This window comes from Streptomyces sp. 8N114 (assembly GCF_052245835.1).
Classification (GTDB): Bacteria; Actinomycetota; Actinomycetes; order Streptomycetales; family Streptomycetaceae; genus Streptomyces.
Genome location: NZ_JBQQBT010000046.1, coordinates 1 through 19438 on the forward strand (window position 1 = coordinate 1; position 19438 = coordinate 19438).

Below are 19438 nucleotides of genomic sequence, written 5' to 3' on the forward strand. Positions count from 1 at the left end.
CCTCTTGCGCGGGCTCCCCCACCCCCCCCCCCGCTGCCGGGCCGAAGTTACCGGCGTACCAGGGTGATCGTCGTCCACGCACCCACGTGGACCCGGTCGCCCTCCTTGAGGGGGACGGGCACGAAGGGCTGGATCGGCTCCTCGGCGCCGTTGATGGTGGTGCCGTTGGTCGAGTCCTGGTCGACGACGGACCAGCTGCCGTCCGGCTGCTGCACCAGCACCGCGTGCTGGTGCGAGACACCCGGGTCCTCCGGGGGGCGGCCCAGGTCGATGTCCGGGGCCTCTCCCGTGGAGGCACGGCGGCGGCCGATGGTGATCTGCGGGCCCGTGAGCGGCAGCTGCTGCTCCGGCGAGTACGCGGGAAGGTTGAGCGCCGCCGCCTCGGGGCCGCTGCGCTGCATCATCGCGGCGAAGTACGCGCGGTCCGGCGCGATCATCGCCGTCCACGCTCCGCCGCCCTGCGGGGCACCCGCGCCCTGCTGGCCGTAGTCCGGGCCGGGCGGCTGACCCTGCTGCGGGCCGTAATCCGGCTGGCCGGGCTGCTGCTGGCCGTAGTCCTGGCTTGGTTGCTGCTGACCGTAGTCCGGGCCCGGTTGCGGCTGGCCGTAGTCGTGGCCTGGTTGCGGCTGGCCGTAGTCCTGGCTTGGTTGCGGCTGGCCCGGCTGTTGGGCCGGGTCGCCGGGGCCGGGCTGGGCCGGTACGCCCGGTGCCGGGGGCCCGACCGTGGCGGGGGGCGGCGGGCCGGGAGGGCCGTCGGGCGTCTGCGGCGGCGCCGGGGGCGCACCCAGCTGCTGCTCGGCGGGGCCGGGCGGGGAGAGCTCCCAGTCACTGTTGGCGGGCTGCCCGGGCCGGCCACCGTACGGCTCGGCTCCAGGGCCGGAGGGGTAGGGCTGTCCCTGCCCGGGGAACCCGCCGGGGCCGTCGAACGGGCCGGGGCCCTGGCCGGGTGCCCCCGGCGCACCGGGCTCACCCTGGGGCCCCGCACCAGGTCCCGGCGGACCGGGCCAGCTGGGGACGTTCGAGCCAGGGCCCTCCGGACCGGCCTGACCGCCGGGCTCGCCCGGATGGCCAGGACCTTGCGCGCCGGGACCCTGGGGACCAGGACCCTGGGGACCAGGACCCTGCGGGCCGGGACCCTGAGGACCAGGACCCTGCGCGCCGGGGCCGCCGAAGCTGGGGCCGCCTGGCCCGGGGCCCTCAGGAACGCCGGGGGGAGGGGGCCCGCCGGGGGCTCCCATGCCGGGGCCACCCGGACCGGGCGGACCGCCCGGTCCGCCGGGCCCGGGGGCGCCCTGGCCGTGGGGCGGCGGGAAGCCGGGACCGCCGGGCTGAGGCTGCTGGCCCGGCGGGACGTACGTCGTCGGCGAGTGGGTCAGGAAGTTGTAGCGGCACTCCTCGCAGAAGGGCGCCATGGACTCCCTGGGGGTGCCGCACTGGGGGCACAGCTCGGGCGGGCCCGAGTCGGGTCCCGGATAGCCGTAGCCCTGTCCCGGCTGGTGGCCATGGCCCTGGCCGGGGGCGGGCGGCGGGCCGGGCGGGCCCGGGTAGCCGTAGCCGCCGGGTGCGGACGGCTGAGGGGGCGGCGGTACGGCACCAGCGGGCGACGCCGGTGCGCCGGTCATGCGGTGACCGCAGACCTCGCACCAGTCGTCGGCCGCAGACTGGTGGCCGTTCGGGCAAGTCGGCATGGTGAGTGCCTCCCCCTCCGTGCTCCTGCTCTTCGGTACCTGCTGGTACGGATCGTGCCGGTTGTACGGGCTGTGTGGGCTGTGAAGTTCGTTACGGACTGCCCACCGCGGCCGGTGCGGCTATCGCTTCACGCGGACCGTCTTGGTGGACCGCGTCTCCAGCGTCATCTCATCGGCCTCGGCGACCTTCGCCTTCAGTCGAACAGTACCCGTCGCGGCATCCACCACGTCGACCACCTTCGAAAGCAGTTTCGCAGTATCCGCGTTCCCCGACTCGTTCGCCAGCTGTACGGCTCGTCCCAGTTTGGCCGTTGCGCCTGCTTCGTCCCCGGCCTTCCGGAGATCGAGGCCCGTCTGGATCGCCTGCGCCAGTTCGGCCTGCCCGGTGTAGTGCGCGACCTGCGGGTTGATGGAGGTGGTGGCCGCCATGTCGTCCGTCCACACCGCGCGCACCAGCCCCTGCCCGAGCGTCTGCGGAGTGCCGCCGTCGGGCGCCGGGAGGACCAACGAGACCCGGGCTGCGAGCATCTCCTGACCGACCTCGGCAGCCGGCACCTCCACACAGACGTGGTAGTCGCGGGACTCGTCCCCCCATGACCCTGTCGGGTAGTCACCGGCGCGCGGTCCGGCCTCCGTACGGCGTTCGGTCAACTCCTCGACCGTGGGCGCCACCTGCTTGACGTAGGCGATCCGGGAGCCCTGCGGAGTCCACAGGCGCAGCGCCACATCGGCGACCTCCTTGCCCATGGCGTTCTCCATCATCTGTGTGAAGTCCGCCGCCAGTCCGTCCGGATCGGCCACGATGTCGGCGGTGCCGAGCAGCGCTGAGGCGATCCCGGTGACCTCCTTGACCTCCCAGTCGGTGCCCACTCCCCGCGCGTCACAGGTGAAGCGGCCCGCGCACGCCTCCAGCGCGTCCTGCAACTGCTTGGGCTCCTCGTGCTCGTTGCGCCCGTCGGTGAGCAGGATGCCGTGCCGGATGGTGACGTCCGCCGAGCTCAGCAGCTGGTCGGCCAGCCGCAGCCAGGTCCCGATGGCGGTGCCGCCGCCCGCCGACAGTCCGCGCAGTGCGTCCTTGGCCTGGGCGCGGGTGGTGGCGTCGGCGGTGGCGAGCGCCCCGCCTCCGGGGAACACTTCCTGGGCCTTGTGGGTGCCGGCGACGACGGCGAAGGAGACGCCGTCCCTGAGGGTGTCGATGGCCGCCGCTGTGGCGTCGCGCGCGTTGCGCATCTTGGTGGGCGGGTAGTCCATCGAGCCGGAGCAGTCGACCATGATGACGACCGCGGCGTCCGCGCCCTGGTACTCGGAGGCGCGGGCCGGATCGGTCACCGGCAGCGGAACGCCCCCCGTGGTACCGCCTCCCGTGGAAGTGACGGTGACGATGGCATTGACCTCCCGGGCGCCTTCGGGAAGGTACTCGTTCTGGTAGACGTCCACCGAGAAGCGCGGCGCGTTGGACTTGGAGAAGTTGGCCATCAGTTCCGCTCCTGTCTTGCTCTACAGCGACAAGTAAAGGGGCGGGCGGAAGTGCGGTGATGCTCGCGGCCCTTCCCCCCGGACAGCGTCCTTGTCGTCCCCGGCACCACTCCTGCAGTCCCCTGAGGCCCCCCGCAGCGTGCTCGACTCAGGCCGATCCTGCCCCTCCCGGGGGCGCGGGGAACGGCACCACGGCCACCGTTACGTTGTCGTGCCCACCGCCGTCCAGCGCGTAGCCGACCAAGTGCTGCGCGGACTGGAGCGGCCGGGTGAGGGCGTCCGACGGAACGGCGGCTGCCATCTCCTCGGCGGATTCGGCGTAGTTCCACAGGCCGTCCGTGCACACCACCACGACGCCTGGCTGTTCGGGCTTGAACGAGGCCGTGTGCGGGTCGATTTCGTACGCGTCAGCGCCCAGCCAGCCGGTGATGGCGTGCGCACGGGGATCGGCGTACGCCTCGGCCTCGTTCATCAGCCCCGCGGCGACCATCTGCGCGGCCCAGGAGTCGTCCTCGGTCAGCCGCGCCGGGGCCGCCGTACGGTCGTCGGGCACCCAGTAGACGCGGCTGTCGCCGATCCAGCCGACGGTCAGGATGCCGTCGGCGCTCAGCGCGCTGACGACGGTGCAGGCGGGCGCGTTCTTGGACGGTTCGACAGGTGCCTCGGCGGCCAGCGCGTTGACCGCGTCGGAGGCGGCGACCAGCGCGTCGTGCATCGCCTGCTGCGGGTGCCGGCCCAGCGGCAGCGCCTGGCACAGCGAGGCGCTGGCGGCCTCGGCCGCCGCCGCCGACGCCTCGTCGGGGCGGGTGGCCGAGGAGACGCCGTCACAGATGACGGCGAACGTCGCGGGCGTCCCCTGGGACGTGGTGGTCTCCGCGATGGCGAAGAAGTCCTCGTTGCGGTGGTGCCGCAGACCCCGGTCGCTGGCCGCTGCCACGGTGCCGAGCGCCGACTCCATGTGGTCGCGGTCCCGGGGCTGTTTGTGGCCGCAGTGCTCGCAGTATCCGTCGCTGTCGATGGTGCCGGTCCCGCAGGCCACACAGGTGGGCCCCGACGGCTCCGGCCCGGCAGCGGCTCCTTCGCGGTCGGCGGCGCTCTGTGGCGCCCCGGGCTCGTCCAGCACCGTCCGCGGGTCGGGCGCGGTGGGCGCGGGCGCGGGGGTGTCCGCGGGAGCGTGAGGTCCCGCAGGCTCCGCGGAGGTCAGGGGTGCTGCCCCGGGGGCGTCCGGCAGCGTCGGTGTTCCGGGGCGCCCGACGGCGGGCGGCAGTGCGAAGTCGGGCTCGGCCGACGCCGGTTCGGCAGCGGCGGCGGCCGGCATGGAGGGCGTCGGCGGTGTGGTGGGCGGCGGGTTCTGTTCGGCCACACCGGCGGCGGCCTCCCCCGGTGCTACGGGAAACGCCTGCCCTGGCCCGGCCGCCGCCCCTGCCTGCACCTGCGCGGGCGGGGCCGGAGCTCCCGGCGGAGCTGCGGGGGGCGGGGGCGGAGGAGGGGGGTAGCCGTAGCCGGCCGGGGGCGCCGCCGGGAGGCCGTCCGGAAGGGTGGGGGTGCGTGGTGCGGGGGGTGCGTCGCGGTGGGCTGCGAAGCCCTGCGCTGCGGCTGCGGCGGCTTCGAGGTCCGCGCCGCACGCGCCGCAGAAACGGTCACCCTCCTCGAGCGGTTCCGCACAGCTCGGGCAGGCGGAGAGTTGGTCCAGCTGAGGCATGGTCACACCCACGTCCGGGGGCGGAAACGGTTGGCCCGTTCCACCAGTTCGATCCTCTCGGTTCCGCTCTGCGCGAGCCGGGCGAGCAGCCGGTAGGAGCGCTCCAGGCCGAAGCGCAGCCCCTCCTCGGTGAGCGGACTGTCCAACAGCCGTACCCCGGCACCGGGTGGCGAGCCCGGCGCACCCGCAGGCGCGGACCCGGGGGCGGCCCCCCGGGCGGGAACAGCCTGGCACAGCAGCCAGTCGAGTGCGCAGCCGAGTACCTCGCAGGTCAGCTCGTGGCGGCGTACGGCATCCAGCCCGACATGTTCCAGGTCCGCCACCTGCTGCGCCGCCGCCTGGAGGTCCTCCAGCAGCGGCTCGTGGGGCGAGCGCTGCCGAAGCCGCGCGCGGACGGCCGCCACACGTGCCGCGGTGAAGTGGATGGAGGACTCCGGTACCGACTCCAGCACCTGTACGGCGCCTTCCCTGTCGCCGGTCGCCAGCCGCACCCGCGCCAGGCCGAACGCGGCGCTCACGTACGAGGGGTCGGTCGTCCACACCAGCCGGTAGTACTCCGCCGCGTTGTCCAACTGGCCGAGCACCTCCGCGCAGCCGCCCAGCGCGAGCTTGGGCGCCGGTTCACCGGGGAACGCGTCGTAGACCGCGTCGAAGGACAGCGCGGCGGTCTCCCGGTCACCCGTCACCAGGGACGCCAGGCCGCGGTACCAGACGACGCGCCAGTCGTCGGCGTGCCGGGCCTCCAGCGCGTCCAGGGCTTCCAGTGCCGACTCGGCGCCGTTCCGCCCCTGGTCCGTCTCCAGGAGCGCGCGCAGCTTGCGCAGCCGCAGCTCGAGGGAGTCGGTCGCCGCCCCCTCCAGGGCGGTGATCAGGTCGGCGGGCGACGAGGCCATCAGCCCGGCGAGGAAGCCAGCGTTGGGATCGGAGGGGTCGACCCGCGGTACGGGCAGCGCCAGCGCTGTCTGCCGCGTCCGCAGCAGGGCCAGCGCGATGCCCGTGCCCGCGGCCCCCTCGGCACCGCCACCGGACGGTACGGGGAACGAGGCCAGCGGCGCGGGTCGCGCGGTGCGGGCCGGTGCCGCCGTCGCCACCCCGGAGGGAGCCGCCGTCGCTGTGGCGGTCGCAGCCGAGGAGGCGGACACCGCGGCGGGGAGCTGGGCCGGAATCGTCATCTGCGCCTTACCCGCGCGGCGCTGCTTGCCCGCCGGGTCGCGCGCCCCCAGCAGCGAGGCGTCGCCGGCCTGCGGGGCGAACAGTCCGGTGTCCACGACCCGCAGTTCGGGCCCGAACAGGTTGGACAGGGCGGGCCGCGGTTTTCCGGTCTGCAGGGCCACGACCTCGCGCAGCACGCCCAGCAGTTGGTCGGACATCTCCTGAGCGGAGGCGAACCTGCGCCGCGGGTCGGGATCGGTCGCGCGTACCAGGAGCCGGTAGAACGACTCGTACCGCTGGAAGACCTCGATGTTCTCCGGGTTGGGCAGGCTGTCGACGTAGACGTTGGTGTAGCCCTGGAAGTCGAAGGTGAGGACGGCCAGCGTCCGCGCCACGGTGTACAGGTCGGAGGCGACCGAGGCACCCTCCTCGGCGACCTCGGGGGCCTGGTAGCCGACGGTGCCGTAGATGGCACTGTCGTCGTCGTCCATGCGGCGCACCGCGCCCATGTCGATCAGCTTGAGCTGGTCGCCCTGCTGTATCGCGTTGTCGACCTTGAAGTCGCAGTAGAGCAGATTGCGGCTGTGCAGATGCCCGAGAGCCTCCAGGGCCTCGATGCCGTAGGCGCACGCCTGCTCCACAGGGAGGGGGTCGCGCTTGCCGTCGGGGGTGCGCCGGGCGTTGGCGATCTGTTTGAGCGAACTGCCGCCGACGTACTCCATCACGATGTAGCCGTCGAGGCTGCCGGTGCGCTGGTCGAGGTGTTCGACGAAGTTGTAGATCCGGACGATGTTGGAGTGCTCGATCTCCGCCAGGAAGCGCCGTTCGGCGATCGCGGCGGCCATCGCGTCCTGGTCGCCGGTGTCCAGCAGGCCCTTGAGGACGACCCAGCGGTCGGAGACGGCGCGGTCGACGGCCAGATAGACCCAGCCGAGCCCGCCGTGCGCCAGGCACCCGGCGACCTCGTACTGGCCGTGCACGATGTCGCCGGGGCGCAGCTTGGGCACGAAGGAGTAGGGGTGCCCGCACTGGGTGCAGAAACCTTCCGTGCGGCCCGGCCTGTCACCGCGTGCGCGTCCCACGGGTGCGCCGCAGTCGCTGGTGCTGCAGAAGCGCTTGCGCTCGGGTACTTCGGGGTTCTCCAGGACGACACCTGCCGGGTCCGGCCTGGGCACCTCCGGGATCTGCACCAGCCCGGCGCCCAGCCTGCCCCGGCTGGAGCTCTTGGCGGAGGAGCGGGCGCTGCGCACGGACACCGAGCGCTCCGTGCTCCGTCCGGACAGCGAGCGGGAGAGCCGCCCGGAGACCGAGCGGCGGGAGGACTGGGAGCGCCCGGTGGAGCGCGAGGAGGCCCGCGAGGAGGAGCTGGAGCGTGCGGAGCCCGAGGAGCGGCTGTCGCGCCCCGGGCTGGTCATCCCGGTCGGCGCCGAGCCCAGCACCCCGCCGGGTGCCACCACGGGGGCGAGCCCGCAGGTGTTGCAGTACAGCTCGCCCGCTCCCATGTCCTCGTATGTGCCCTCGCACTGGGGCCGTTGGCACGGCCGGTTCTGCATGCTCGACTGCTCGCTCACTCTGCCCCCATGTTCATTGCTCCGCCCGCAGCGTCCCGAGCGTCCTGCTGCCGCTGCTGGAGTGCCTCCTGCGCGGCCCACTGGTAGCGCAGTACGGCGTCCTCGGCGGCCCGCAGGTCGCAGGGAGCGCTCCACAGCATCCTGCGCGCCACGTCGTAGCGCTCGATCAGCAGGCGGTCCTCCGCCAGGCCGTTCTGTGCCACCTTCGCCTTGTACGCGTCCAGGCGGCCGCGCAGTTCCGCGCGGACGGCCAGTGGCGCAGTGACGGCCGACAGCTGGGCGCGGGCGCGCTCCAGTTCCTCCTCGGCCCGCTCCTCCAGGCTCTCCAGCAGCGGGGAGAGCCGGTGCCACTGAGCGTGTCTGCGGTACTCGGCGGCCGTGGCGAGCTGTTCCTGGAGCACGGTGGGTGGTCCGCTGACGGCGGGCACCTCCGAGGCGGCGATCTTCGCCAGCACCTCGCCGCGCGCCGCGCGGGCCTCGGCGAGGGTGCGGTCTGCGCGGGTGAGCAGGTCGCGCAGTTTCATCAGCCGCGCTTCGGCGTCCTGCCGTACGGCGAGCACGGCGTCGATCTCGCGCCGTACCTCCTCGAGGGCGCGGGCCGCGCTGTCGTAGCGGGTGGTGTCGGGCCGGCCGCCGCCCGGTGCGCCGCTGCCGCCGGTCGGCGTCCAGAAGGCGAGCGGGTCCTGGACGACCTCCTCGCGCAGTGCCTTGAGTTCGGCCGTGGTGCGTTCCAGGTCGTCGGCGGCCGGGTGCTCGCCGGGGCGCACGCCCACCGAGTGCGCCAGGGAGCGCACACGGCCCAGTTCGGCGGCGAGCATGTCGATCCGGGCAGGCAGCGCGGACCATACGGAGTCGGCCGCCGCTACTACGTCGAGGGCCTGCGCGTACCACTCGTTCATCCGCTCGACGAGCTGGGTGAGGGTCAACTCCTCGGCGAGTCTGGGTACCTCGGTGAGGCTCGCGCCCGGAGAGCCGGGCAGTGCCCCGCCGGGCACGGTGAGGGTGCCGCGCAGCAGGCGGGTCAGCTCGACCAGGTCGTCACGGCTGGGCCAGCGACGGCGGGCCCGCAGTTCGCGGGCCTGGTGCAGGGTGCGTGAGTAGACGTCGAACCCGTTCCACAGCGAGGTGATGGCCGCCTCGGCACGTGTCCAGCGGTGCGCGGTCGTCCCGGCGAGCTGTGCGCCCTCCAGAAGCCTGCGCCCGGCGTGGTCCTGGAGCGCCAGCAGGGAGGACTCGACCGCTTCGTGCTCGGCGTCCAGCCGTTCCAGCACACGGTCGGCCTCCTCCCGGCTCATCACCTCTCCGGCGGCACCCGCGGGCCCCATCGATCACCTCGCTGTTCGACTCGTACTCACGGACCGGCACTTCGGCAACGCGACCACGGCAACCGGTTCTGTCACCGCGGCAGGTGGTTCAGTCACGGTAGAGCGGCTTCGGCGGTGCGGGTTTCTTCCCTTCCGTACCCATCATGTCCTCGGCCAGCCAGCGGTCGTAGGAAGACTTCCACTTGTCCTTGCGGTAGTCCTCCAGAACCTTGTTGACCCTGCGGACGAGATCCTTGTCCTTGAGGTTCATCGCGACACCGTACGGCTCCACCGTCTCCGGCTCACCGATGAGTTCGACAGAGGGGTCCTGTGCGGCCTGTGCGGCAGCCAAGGCGCTGTCGGTCACGGTGGCATCCGCCTCGCCGAGCTGGAGGCGCACCAGACAGTCGAGCTGGTTGGAAACGACGACGGGCTCGGCGCCCAGAGCCGCGTAGCCGGGGGACTTCATCATCTCCGCCGCCGTGGAGCCGGAGTCGTAGCACACGCGTTTGCCGCGCATGCTGCTGTCGAAGCCCTTGACACGGGCGCGTTTCTTCGGCACGAGCAGCTGCTGGCCCGCCTCGAAGTAGGCGGTGGAGAAGGCGACCTGATCGATCCGTTCACAGTTGATCGTCATGGTTCGTACGACCATGTCGACATCGCCCTTCTGGATGGCGGGGATGCGCTGGTCGGTGGGGATGGTCCGGTAGATGATCTTGTCCGGCCCGTCGCCGCCCAGCAGATCGCGGGCGATGGCCTTCACCAGGTCGATGTCGAAGCCCTCGATCTTGCCGGTGGCCGGGTCGCGGTAGCCCCACAGATAGCTGTTCTGGTCTACGCCGACGACCAGCTTCCCCTTCTTCTTGATCCGCTTGACCGCGTCACCCGAGGCGCCGGAGGGCTTGAGGCTCTCGGCGGGGTTGTGGCCGTCCTCGCACTTCTCCGGCTTGGGCTCGGCCCCGGGCTCGGAAGCGGACGCAGGACGGCCGGAGGTGATGCCCGCACCGCGCTCCGCCTCGCCCTGCCCGGTGACTCCCGTGGCCCCGGAGGGTCCCGTCAGCCCGGTGGACAGCACCGTGGAAACCAGGACCGCCGCCGTGACCGCCAAACCACCCGCGGCGACGGCCCACGGCTTGCCGCGCCTCATCTGCCGCCGCTCGCGTTCGCCCCGGCGATCGTTACGGCGCTCGTTCCCGCGAGCGTTTCCGCGCTCCGACATGGTGTCCCCCCTCCTCACCTGTACTCCGCGAGCCTGCGCCCGATGCCCAGTACGGCAGCCGCGGCGCCGAGCACGGCCAGCACCAGGGCGCCGACCACCAGCCCGGCGAACCAGTGACGCCCCGCGTCGGCGGCCTTCTCGAACTGCCGCTGCTCGTGCGCACTGGCGCGGCTGAGGCTCTTGTCCACCTCGTCGAAGCTCTCCCGCGTACTGTCCTTGGCGCCGATCACCTGCGCGACAGCGTCCTCGTAGTTGCCGCCGTCGTCCTTGGCGCGTGCCTGCTTGTGCCGCTGCTGCCACGTACGGACGGCCTCCTGGGCCTCCTCCACCGGGCTGCTGCCCGCACGGTCGTCCGCGCCATCGCGAGCGTCCTCCAGCAGCCCTCTGCCGGCCCGGCCGCGTTCGCCGTTGCCCGCGACCTTGGCCATCTGCTTCTGGTAGCTCTCCTCGTACACCGCGCCGCCGCCGCGGGCCACCAGCGTCATGTTCTCGTCGCCGCGCGCCTGGAGGGTGCCTATCCGCGCCTCGTTGAGGGCGTGCAGCGAGCGGGCGCCCTTGGTGTCCGACTCGTTCAGCCCGGAGCGCGCCATCGCGTGCCCTGCCGTGAGCCACACCAACAGGGCGAGCGAGAGGGCGGTCCCGCCGAGCAGTCCGCGGTTGAAGACACGGTTGGTGCGGCGGTAGTTGCGGCGCTGCGCCCAGCCGAGCGCGGCCAGCGCCACGACTCCGGTGCCGACGGCGAGCAGCGGCCAGCTCTTGGCGTCGTCGTAGTCGCCCCCCAGCTGCTTGGTCTCGGCCGTGTACAGCTTGCGTGCCGCGGGCAGCAGTTCGCCGCGCATCTTCTCGGTGGCGTAACGCAGATAGGCGCCGCCCAGCGGGAGACCCTGCCGGTTGTTGGCGCGCGCGGACTCCACCAGTCCCGTGTAGACGGGGAGCCCACGGTTGAGTACGGCGATCTGGCGCTGTGCGGTGCGGGAACCTGCGGAGTTGGCCGCCGCGCTGGCGAGCAGTTCGGACGCCTCGCGGATGTCCTTCTCGTAGCGCCGCCGCTCCGAACGCGGCTCGTCACCGCCCGCCAGGAAGCCGCTGGAGGCCGAGGTGTCGGCGTCGGCCAGCGAGCGGTAGATGTGTGCTGCGTCCGCACTCAGCGGCTGACTGTGGTCGACCACGGCGTCGGCCGCGGCCACCCGGTCGGAGATCTGCCAGGCCGTCACACCCCCGAACAGCAGGACCAGAGCGGCGAGTACGGCACCGATGGCGCGCAGCCGCCCGGGCTCGGTGGTCGCGGCCGTACGCAGCCGCCGTACGCCCTCGGACCACGCCGTGCGGCGCGGGTCACCGGAGGAGCCAGAAGGCGCCGCACCGGGCCGGGGGGCGGCATTCCCGCCCGGGGCCTGGACGACGCCCGTGCCGGGTCCCTCCGGGGGTACCGCGGGCACGGGCGGTGGGGTCGGTGGCGCGGTCGGCGGCTGTGTCACGGCTGGAGCCCTCCCCCTTGGTCGCTGGCAGACACCCTGCCGGTGCGTCTCCTCTGCTCCCTTCCGTACAGTCCCCCGGCTCCCCTGCCCGGGTCTGCGGGCGGCAGGACGCCCGACGGCAGTGCCCAGCCAGCAGTATGGCCGCAGCAGCTGGTGCCTACAGCGGCTTGGCCGGGATCTTGTTCGGATCGCGACCAAACCCCCGGCCCGCGGCCCGCCCTACGGCGCACCTGGCAACCGCTGCGCGCTGCTGCCCTTCCGACGCACTCTTGTTCTCCCTCACGCGCCCGAGGGGCCGGCGGTTCCCGGGCCGGAGCGGTGCGCCGCCTCAGGTCACTGTTCGTCCGGTTCGCCCAGTGGCCAGGTATGCGGCCCTTCCGGGTCGTCCAGCCAGGCCCACTGATGGCCCTCCCGGACGGTGACGCCGTACCGCTCCCGCTCCGGGTGTCCCGTACGGCCCCACAGCGCGTATGCCTCGGCGGGCTCCAGATGACCGCCGGTGAGGGCCAGCAGGAAGCGGAACCGGTCGTCGTTCAGTGCGTGCGGGGGCACACCACTGGGGAGGCCCTCCCCGCCGCTGTCGTCGCGCAGGGCTGCTCCGCCGCGCAGCGGAACGAAATAGGCGGGCGTGCTGTGGAAGGTTCCCGCGGCACTGCCGTCTGCCGCCACCCGCAGCCCGAGCAGCCCCGTCGCCAGCGGAGTGAGGATCAGCCCGCCGGTCGTGCACTGGGCCGGCCACGCGTCGGGAATCCGGGCCACCGTGCAGGTGGCGATGATCCGGTCGTAGGGCGCGTAAGCGCGGCAGCCCTGCGCGCCGTCGCCGGTGACCACCCGGGGCCGGTATCCGGCGTCGGCGAGGTGCCCGCGGGCCGCGTCGGTGATGTCCGGGTCGAGATCGACGGTGGTCACCTGCCGGTCGCCGAGCCGGTGGCTGAGCAGCGCCGCGTTGTAGCCGGGTCCGGTGCCGATCTCCAGCACGTTCATACCGTCGGTGACCTGGAGGTGCTCCAGCATCGTCGCCATCAGGGAGGGCTGGCTGCTGGAGGAGAGCAGCCGGCCGTCGCGGATACGGGTGGCCAGCGGCTGGTCGCTGTAGACGCCCTCCCGCCAGCGGGACCTGCGGCCCGGGTCGGAGTCGTCACGCCAGAGCCGGTCCATGCGGCCGCCCGGGGCCGGTACGTAGAAGAACGGCACGAAAAGCTCGCGGGGCACCTGGGAGAAGGCCGCACGCCACGCCGGGTCACGCAGCCCGCCCCGGGCCACGATCTCCCGCACGAGGTCCGCGGGACCAGCCGATGCCATGTCTCCACTGTGCGATGAGTCCGATGTTCCCGCGAGACCGGAATGCAGAATTCAGCCGCTAGCCTCCGCGCATGTCCGACAACGCGATCACAGCCGACGGGCTGCGCAAACGGTACGGGGAGACGCAGGCCGTCGACGGTGTCTCCCTCCAGGTGAAGCACGGCGAGTTCTACGGCATCCTCGGGCCGAACGGAGCCGGCAAGACCACCACCATGGAAATCCTGGAGGGACTGCGCGAACCGGACGAGGGAACGGCGCACCTGCTGGGCCGCCCGTCATGGCCGCGCGACCCCGCACTGCTTCACCGCATAGGCGTGCAGCTCCAGGCATCCGCGTTCTTCGAGCGGCTGACGGCTCGTGAGCAGATACGTACCTTCGCCGCGCTCTACGGAGTCGACGACTCCCGCGCCGACGAGATGCTGGAGACCGTCGGGCTGACGGAGAAGGCCCGCACCCGGGAGGACAAGCTCTCGGGCGGACAGGCGCAGCGGCTGTCCATCGCCTGCGCCCTGGTGCACGACCCGGAGCTGGTCTTCCTGGACGAGCCGACCACCGGCCTGGACCCGCAGGCCAGGCGCAACCTGTGGGACCTGCTGCGCCGCATCAACTCCACCGGCCGCACGGTGGTGCTCACCACGCACTACATGGACGAGGCCGAGACCCTGTGCGACCGGGTGGCCGTCATGGACCACGGGCGGGTGCTGCGGGTGGGACCGCCGGGCGCGCTCGTGCAGGAGCTGGGAGTCGACACCCTGGAGGACGTCTTCCTCCAGCTGACGGGGCGGGAGTACCGGGAGTGAAAGCCTTTCTCAACCTGTCGCTGGCGATGGCACGCGGGCTGGCCCGCGACCGCGCGGCAGTGTTCTTCACGATGGTCTTCCCGCTGATGTTCCTGATGCTCTTCGGTGCCCTCTTCAAGGACCAGGGGGTCGACCGGTCCGAGATCGTGCAGGTCGGCGCGGTCAAGGTGCTCGACGGCATGCCGGACCAACAGCGCGCTTCCCTGCGCGACGTCTTGAAGATCGAGAAGACGGACGGCTCGGCGACGGCCCGCAAGGAGGCGCTGGAAAAGGTCCGCAAGGGCGACGCCGACGCGGCCGTCTTCCAGCGCGACGGCAAGGTCGAGCTGCGCTTCTCGGCCGCCGACCAGGTGCGCTCGGGCACCGTACAAGGAGTGCTCGACAGCATCGTCCAGCAAGCCAATCAGCGTGCCTCCGGGCAGCCGCCCGCCTTCACCCTGCGCTCGGACAGTGTGGAGGACAAGGCCACCAAACCGATCCAGTTCCTCACTCCCGGACTGCTGGGCTGGGCGGTGGCGATGGGTGGTGTCTTCGGCTCCGCCTTCAACCTCGTCAGCTGGCGCAGAAAACGCATCCTGCGCCGCCTGTGGCTCGCCCCGGTCAACGCGAGAACCGTGGTGGGCGCCCGCATCGGCGTCAATCTGATGACCGCCTTCGCGCAGACGGCCATCTTCCTGGCGGTCGCCTCCCTCCCCTACTACGGACTGAAACTGACCGGACACTGGTGGCTGTGCCTGCCGCTGGTCGTGTGCGGCACGCTGGCGTTCATGTCCATCGGACTGCTGGTCGGCTCGTTCGCGAAGACCGAGGAGGCGGCCAACGGGCTGGCGCAGCTGATCATTCTGCCCATGGCGTTCCTGTCCGGGTCGTTCTTCCCGCTGGACAACGCACCGGGGTGGGTGCGCACAGTCAGCGACTTCCTGCCGCTGAAGCACCTCTCCCAGGCCATGCAGGACGTCCTCAGCCGCGGTGAGAGCTGGGGCGCCGCGCTGCCCGTGATGGGCGGACTGCTGCTGTTCGCCACGGTGCTGACGCTGATCGCTGCGCGGCTGTTCCGCTGGGACTCGGCATAGCCGGGTGGGTGGCGGTGGTGGCAGGGCCCGTTGAGGTGTGGTCCTAGGGCGAGAGACCTCCTCCGGGTCGTCTGCGACCATGGACGGGTGATGGAGATTCCGCGCGGCAGTCTGGAGACGCAGACCTTCTACGAGCAGGTCGGCGGTGAGGAGACCTTTCGACGCCTGGTGCACCGCTTCTACCAGGGAGTCGCCGAGGACCCGCTGCTGCGGCCCATGTATCCCGAGGAAGACCTGGGCCCCGCGGAAGAGCGGCTGACGCTCTTCCTAATGCAGTACTGGGGCGGCCCCCGCACCTACAGCGACGCGCGGGGCCACCCCCGGCTGCGGATGCGGCACGCGCCGTTCAAGGTGAACCAGGCGGCGCACGACGCCTGGCTGCGGCACATGCGCGACGCGGTCGACAGCCTGGAGCTGCCCGAGCACCTGGAGGCCCAGCTCTGGAAGTACCTCGTCTACGCCGCGGGATCGCTGGTCAACTCGGCGGACTGAACGGGCCGGGCATCCCGGAGGATGCCCTCACACCGGGGTGACGCTCAGCCCTCCGCCTGCCGCGCCGGGGCGCTCCCGGCGCCGTACGACCACCGACCCGTAGGCCGTCCGCAGCCGCAGCCAGGCGCCGGACTCCAGCAGGACCGCCGGGTCCTTGCCGCGCAGGAACCCGAGCGCGTGCGCCGCGTGCGCGGCACGCAGCGGCAGCCCGGTCCGCCCCAGCGGCCGGGACCAGATCTCCTCCGCGAGGGCGTCCAGCGTCTGCCTGCCGCGCTGCTCGGGCGGCAGCTTCTCGGCCCGCTCGCGGAACTCGCCCACGGCGGCGGCCGCCACCGAACCCACCGCGTCCACCGGCACCTTGGCGAACTCCTGCCAGCCGCCACGCGGCGGCAGCACGCCTGCCCAGGACGGCCCGGTGACGGCCTTGGGGACGCCGACGGCCTCCCGCTCCTCCTCGACCAGCTCCAGCAGTTCACCAGCGGCCACGGTCACATCCAGTTCGACCGGCTCCAGCAGCCTGCCCGTACGCACGGCAAGCACCTCGAAGCGGGCCGGTTTGGCGAACACGGCGGCCATGCCGCCGCCCGCCTGGATGCGCACGGCGGCGTTCTTCTCCCAGCGCACCAGCCGCTCCAGGAAGGCGGCGAGACCCGCCGCCTCCCCGGGGTCGGCGAAGACCAGCCGGTCAGCCACTGTGGCTGTCATCGAAGTAACCCTCCAGGAAGGAGCGCTCGGCGGCCGACAGCCGCCGGGGATAGCCCTCCTTCACGTTGTACGGCACCACGACCGTCCGCGCCCGTACGAACGGACCCTCCGCGGACTTCGGGTCCTTGATCTCGTAGCCGAACGTGACCGAGGCGGCGGCCAGCTTCTCCACCCACAGCTCCACCGTCACCGGATCGGCCTGATGGACCAACTGCCGCAGATAGTCGATCTCGTGCCGCGCCACCACCGTGTCGCCGGCGAACGCCCCCGGAGCCGCCTCCCGCGCCGACCGGGTCAGGAAGTCGATCCGCGCCTCCTCCAGATAGCGGAGGTAGACCGCGTTGTTGACGTGCCCGAGGGCGTCCATGTCCGACCAGCGCAGGGGGCACCGGTAGCTGTGCCGCACCCGGTCAGCTCCGGGTGAGCTTCTTGTACGTCGCCCGGTGCGGGCGCGCCGCGTCCGGACCCAGCCGCTCGATCTTGTTCTTCTCGTACGACTCGAAGTTGCCCTCGAACCAGAACCACTTGCTCTCACCCTCGTAGGCGAGGATGTGCGTGGCCACCCGGTCCAGGAACCAGCGGTCGTGGGAGACGACCACCGCGCAGCCCGGGAAGTCGAGCAGCGCGTTCTCCAGCGAGGAGAGCGTCTCCACGTCCAGGTCGTTGGTCGGCTCGTCCAGCAGCAGCAGGTTGCCGCCCTGCTTGAGGGTGAGCGCCAGGTTGAGACGGTTGCGCTCACCGCCGGAGAGCACGCCCGCCGGCTTCTGCTGGTCCGGGCCCTTGAACCCGAACGCGCTCACGTAGGCGCGCGAAGGCATCTCGACCTGGCCGACGTTGATGTAGTCCAGCTCGTCGGAGACGACCGCCCACAGCGTCTTCTTCGCATCGATGTTGGCGCGGCTCTGGTCCACGTAGGAGATCTTGACCGTGTCGCCCACCTTGATGGTGCCCGAGTCGGCCTCCTCCAGCCCCTGGATCATCTTGAACAGGGTGGTCTTGCCCGCACCGTTCGGACCGATCACGCCGACGATGCCGTTGCGCGGCAGCGAGAAGGACAGATCGTCGATGAGCACCTTCTCACCGAACGCCTTGTGCAGGTTCTCGACCTCCACCACGACGTTGCCCAGCCGCGGCCCCGGCGGGATCTGGATCTCCTCGAAGTCCAGCTTCCGCGTCTTCTCCGCCTCGGCGGCCATCTCCTCGTAACGCGTCAGCCGAGCCTTGGACTTGGCCTGCCGCCCCTTGGCGCTGGAGCGGACCCACTCCAGCTCTTCCTTGAGGCGCTTGGCCCGCTTGGCGTCCTTCTGACCCTCGACCTTGAGCCGGGTCTGCTTCTTCTCCAGATACGTGGAGTAGTTGCCCTCGTACGGGTGGGCACGGCCACGGTCCAGTTCGAGGATCCACTCCGCGACGTTGTCCAGGAAGTACCGGTCGTGGGTGATGGCCACCACAGTGCCCTGGTACTTCGCCAGGTGCTGCTCCAGCCACTGCACCGACTCGGCGTCCAGGTGGTTGGTCGGCTCGTCCAGCAGCAGCAGGTCGGGCTGCTCCAGCAGCAGCTTGCACAGCGCGACGCGGCGCTTCTCACCGCCGGACAGGTTGGTGACCGGCCAGTCGCCGGGCGGGCAGCCAAGCGCGTCCATGGCCTGCTCCAGCTGCGCGTCCAGGTCCCAGGCGTTGGAGTGGTCGAGCTTCTCCTGGAGCTTGCCCATCTCCTCCATCAGCTCGTCGGTGTACTCGGTCGCCATCTGCTCGGCGATCTCGTTGAACCGGTCGAGCTGCTGCTTCGTCTCCGCGACACCGTCCTGGACGTTCTCCAGCACCGTCTTCGACTCGTCCAGCGGCGGCTCCTGGAGCAGGATGCCCACGCTGTAGCCGGGCGCGAGCATGGCGTCACCGTTGGAGGGCTGCTCCAGACCCGCCATGATCTTGAGCACGGTGGACTTGCCCGCACCGTTGGGGCCCACGACACCGATCTTCGCGCCGGGCAGGAAGCTCAAGGTGACGTCGTCGAGGATCACCTTGTCGCCGTGCGCCTTGCGCGCCTTGCGCATGGTGTAGATGTACTCAGCCAAGAGGAACCGTCCGGCAATCTGTAGGTAGTCGTACGCGGCCAGGCCGCGCGGGTCGTCATGCGGCAGCGCGCCGCGGGTTGATGTGCGGCCGCACCACGTAAGGCATACGCACCCCATCTTGCCGCACCCGGGCCCCACCCCGGAAACGGGTTCCTCGGCAGCAGTCCGTCACCGGCCCGTCACGCCGGAACCGGGCACCCTCATCCGGGGCCGAGGCGCCCGCCGGCCGCCGCCCGCGAGGGGGCAACGGCCGCCCCGGCGCCGTTCGTAGAGGGGCCGGTACGGAACGGCGCCCGTGCGGCCGTCCCGGCGCGTCCGCGATGGGAGCTCGGGCGTGCGTCCCGGCGCGGCAGTCGTGAGAGCTCCGCGTATGTCCCGGCGCGGCAGCCGTGAGAGCCCTACGACGGCCCGGCGCGGCAGTCGTGCAGGGGCCACGGCCGTCCCGGTGTCAGCTGCGGCGGCGCAGGATGCGGAGGGTGGTCACGCCCACGGCGAGCAGGCCGATGGCCAGGGCCGCGAACAGCCGGGTGCCGCCGCTGCCCGTATCGGCCAGGTCCCCGTCCCCCGTCACGGCGCTGCCACCGCCGACGGTGGCGGGGCGCTCGACCGTCTCGGGGGCGTTCTGCTGGGTGATCCCGCGGGCGGCGGCCGAGGTCGTGCAGTCGAGGACGCCGCTGAACGTCTTCTCGTACCCGTGCGGCCCGCGCACCGGAATCCGGTACGGCTGGTCCTCCGCGACCGGCACCGTCACCGTCCCGTGCTCGCCCTCCGCGATCTCCTCGCGCTGCTTGCCGACCCGCAACGGGAACGCGGTGTCGCCGCTGTTGGCGACGGTGATGTCCACACCGGAGGCGGCGCAGTTCTCCGCCGCGGTGGTGGCGGGCACCGGCCCGCGCTCGGCCCAGTTGACGGCGGCGGTGGCCGAGACGGTGGACTGGCTCGACCCGGCCAGGACCTGGGCCTGCCCCCGGCCGCGCTCCCCCGCGCCGGTGAGGACCCGCCCCACGGGCACCTTGGTGGCCGCTTGCGCGGTCAGCGAGGCGTTGCCGGGTTCCGCGCCCTTGGGCAGCTCGAAATGGAGCCGCGTCCCGTTGCGTGCGGTTTGGACCCGCTTGCCGTCGCGGTCGACGATCCGCACCCCCTGGGAGGCGGCGTGCGGCTCCGGCGCCACGCTCACGGTGGCAGCGTTCGTCCGCACGGTGACCGGGCCGGGACGCTCGCCGTTCCTGCCCGGGACCTCGGCCTTGTCGAAGGTGAGCGACGGACCCGGCTCGGTCATCGAGCGCGCCTTCTTCACCAGGTAGGCGGCGAGCTTCTGGGCGGAGGGGTCGGTGGCGGTGATGACGGGGCGCTCCTGGGGGGCCTCCCTCCTCCCCCCCCCCCCCCCCACCCCCCCCTCCC

General features: G+C 72.1%; 14 protein-coding genes and 1 pseudogene. 3 read left to right on the top strand and 12 right to left on the bottom strand.

Annotated elements, in window-relative coordinates; all coding sequences use genetic code 11:
- Positions 1-47: 47 nt before the first annotated feature.
- From ACTWQF_RS36295 to ACTWQF_RS36330, 8 genes are all read right to left on the bottom strand, one after another.
- Positions 48-1688, bottom strand: coding sequence for an FHA domain-containing protein (locus ACTWQF_RS36295; RefSeq protein WP_443284039.1), 1641 nt, complete (start codon positions 1686-1688; stop codon positions 48-50).
- Between the two features lie 120 nt (positions 1689-1808).
- The gene (locus ACTWQF_RS36300; protein WP_443284040.1) at positions 1809-3164 is read right to left on the bottom strand and encodes a vWA domain-containing protein; all 1356 of its coding nucleotides are present in this window, start codon (positions 3162-3164) and stop codon (positions 1809-1811) included.
- A 148-nt stretch (positions 3165-3312) separates the two neighbouring features.
- Positions 3313-4866 (bottom strand): protein phosphatase 2C domain-containing protein, encoded by a 1554-nt coding sequence (locus ACTWQF_RS36305; protein WP_443284041.1) that lies wholly within the window; start codon positions 4864-4866, stop codon positions 3313-3315.
- A 2-nt stretch (positions 4867-4868) separates the two neighbouring features.
- Entirely contained in the window at positions 4869-7571 is a 2703-nt protein-coding gene (locus ACTWQF_RS36310) for a tetratricopeptide repeat protein (RefSeq protein WP_443284053.1), read from the bottom strand.
- A 14-nt stretch (positions 7572-7585) separates the two neighbouring features.
- On the bottom strand, positions 7586-8914 hold the full coding sequence (locus tag ACTWQF_RS36315; protein ID WP_443284042.1) for a hypothetical protein: 1329 nt from the start codon (positions 8912-8914) through the stop codon (positions 7586-7588).
- An 88-nt stretch (positions 8915-9002) separates the two neighbouring features.
- The gene (locus ACTWQF_RS36320) at positions 9003-10112 is read right to left on the bottom strand and encodes a glutamate ABC transporter substrate-binding protein (protein WP_443284043.1); all 1110 of its coding nucleotides are present in this window, start codon (positions 10110-10112) and stop codon (positions 9003-9005) included.
- Positions 10113-10126: 14 nt separating this feature from the next.
- A complete protein-coding gene (locus ACTWQF_RS36325; protein WP_443284044.1) occupies positions 10127-11590 on the bottom strand; it encodes a hypothetical protein in 1464 nt (487 codons plus the stop codon).
- A gap of 333 nt (positions 11591-11923) precedes the next feature.
- Positions 11924-12892 (bottom strand): methyltransferase domain-containing protein, encoded by a 969-nt coding sequence (locus tag ACTWQF_RS36330; protein WP_443284045.1) that lies wholly within the window; start codon positions 12890-12892, stop codon positions 11924-11926.
- Positions 12893-12963: 71 nt separating this feature from the next.
- Here ACTWQF_RS36330 and ACTWQF_RS36335 point away from each other — a divergent pair, with 71 nt between their 5' ends.
- The 3 genes from ACTWQF_RS36335 (at position 12964) to ACTWQF_RS36345 (ending at position 15257) form a co-directional block, all read left to right on the top strand.
- Positions 12964-13692 carry an ABC transporter ATP-binding protein gene (locus ACTWQF_RS36335; RefSeq protein WP_443284046.1) on the top strand — a complete coding sequence of 243 codons (729 nt, stop codon included), beginning with the start codon at positions 12964-12966 and terminating at the stop codon, positions 13690-13692.
- Positions 13689-14765 carry an ABC transporter permease gene (locus ACTWQF_RS36340; RefSeq protein ID WP_443284047.1) on the top strand — a complete coding sequence of 359 codons (1077 nt, stop codon included), beginning with the start codon at positions 13689-13691 and terminating at the stop codon, positions 14763-14765. Before ACTWQF_RS36335 ends, ACTWQF_RS36340 begins: the two co-directional genes overlap by 4 nt.
- 90 nt (positions 14766-14855) lie before the next feature.
- Entirely contained in the window at positions 14856-15257 is a 402-nt protein-coding gene (locus ACTWQF_RS36345) for a globin (RefSeq protein WP_443284048.1), read from the top strand.
- A gap of 27 nt (positions 15258-15284) precedes the next feature.
- On the opposite strand, the gene ACTWQF_RS36350 is transcribed toward ACTWQF_RS36345, so the two are convergent.
- The 4 genes and pseudogenes from ACTWQF_RS36350 to ACTWQF_RS36365 all read right to left on the bottom strand — a co-directional run.
- Entirely contained in the window at positions 15285-15962 is a 678-nt protein-coding gene (locus tag ACTWQF_RS36350) for a hypothetical protein (protein WP_443284049.1), read from the bottom strand.
- Positions 15943-16368 (bottom strand): acyl-CoA thioesterase, encoded by a 426-nt coding sequence (locus tag ACTWQF_RS36355; protein ID WP_443284050.1) that lies wholly within the window; start codon positions 16366-16368, stop codon positions 15943-15945. The genes ACTWQF_RS36350 and ACTWQF_RS36355 overlap by 20 nt, the downstream gene beginning before the upstream one ends.
- A 4-nt stretch (positions 16369-16372) precedes the next feature.
- Positions 16373-18037 carry an energy-dependent translational throttle protein EttA gene (gene ettA / locus ACTWQF_RS36360; RefSeq protein WP_443284052.1) on the bottom strand — a complete coding sequence of 555 codons (1665 nt, stop codon included), beginning with the start codon at positions 18035-18037 and terminating at the stop codon, positions 16373-16375.
- Between the two features lie 448 nt (positions 18038-18485).
- A pseudogene (locus tag ACTWQF_RS36365) lies at positions 18486-19438 on the bottom strand (peptidase); the annotation flags it as partial.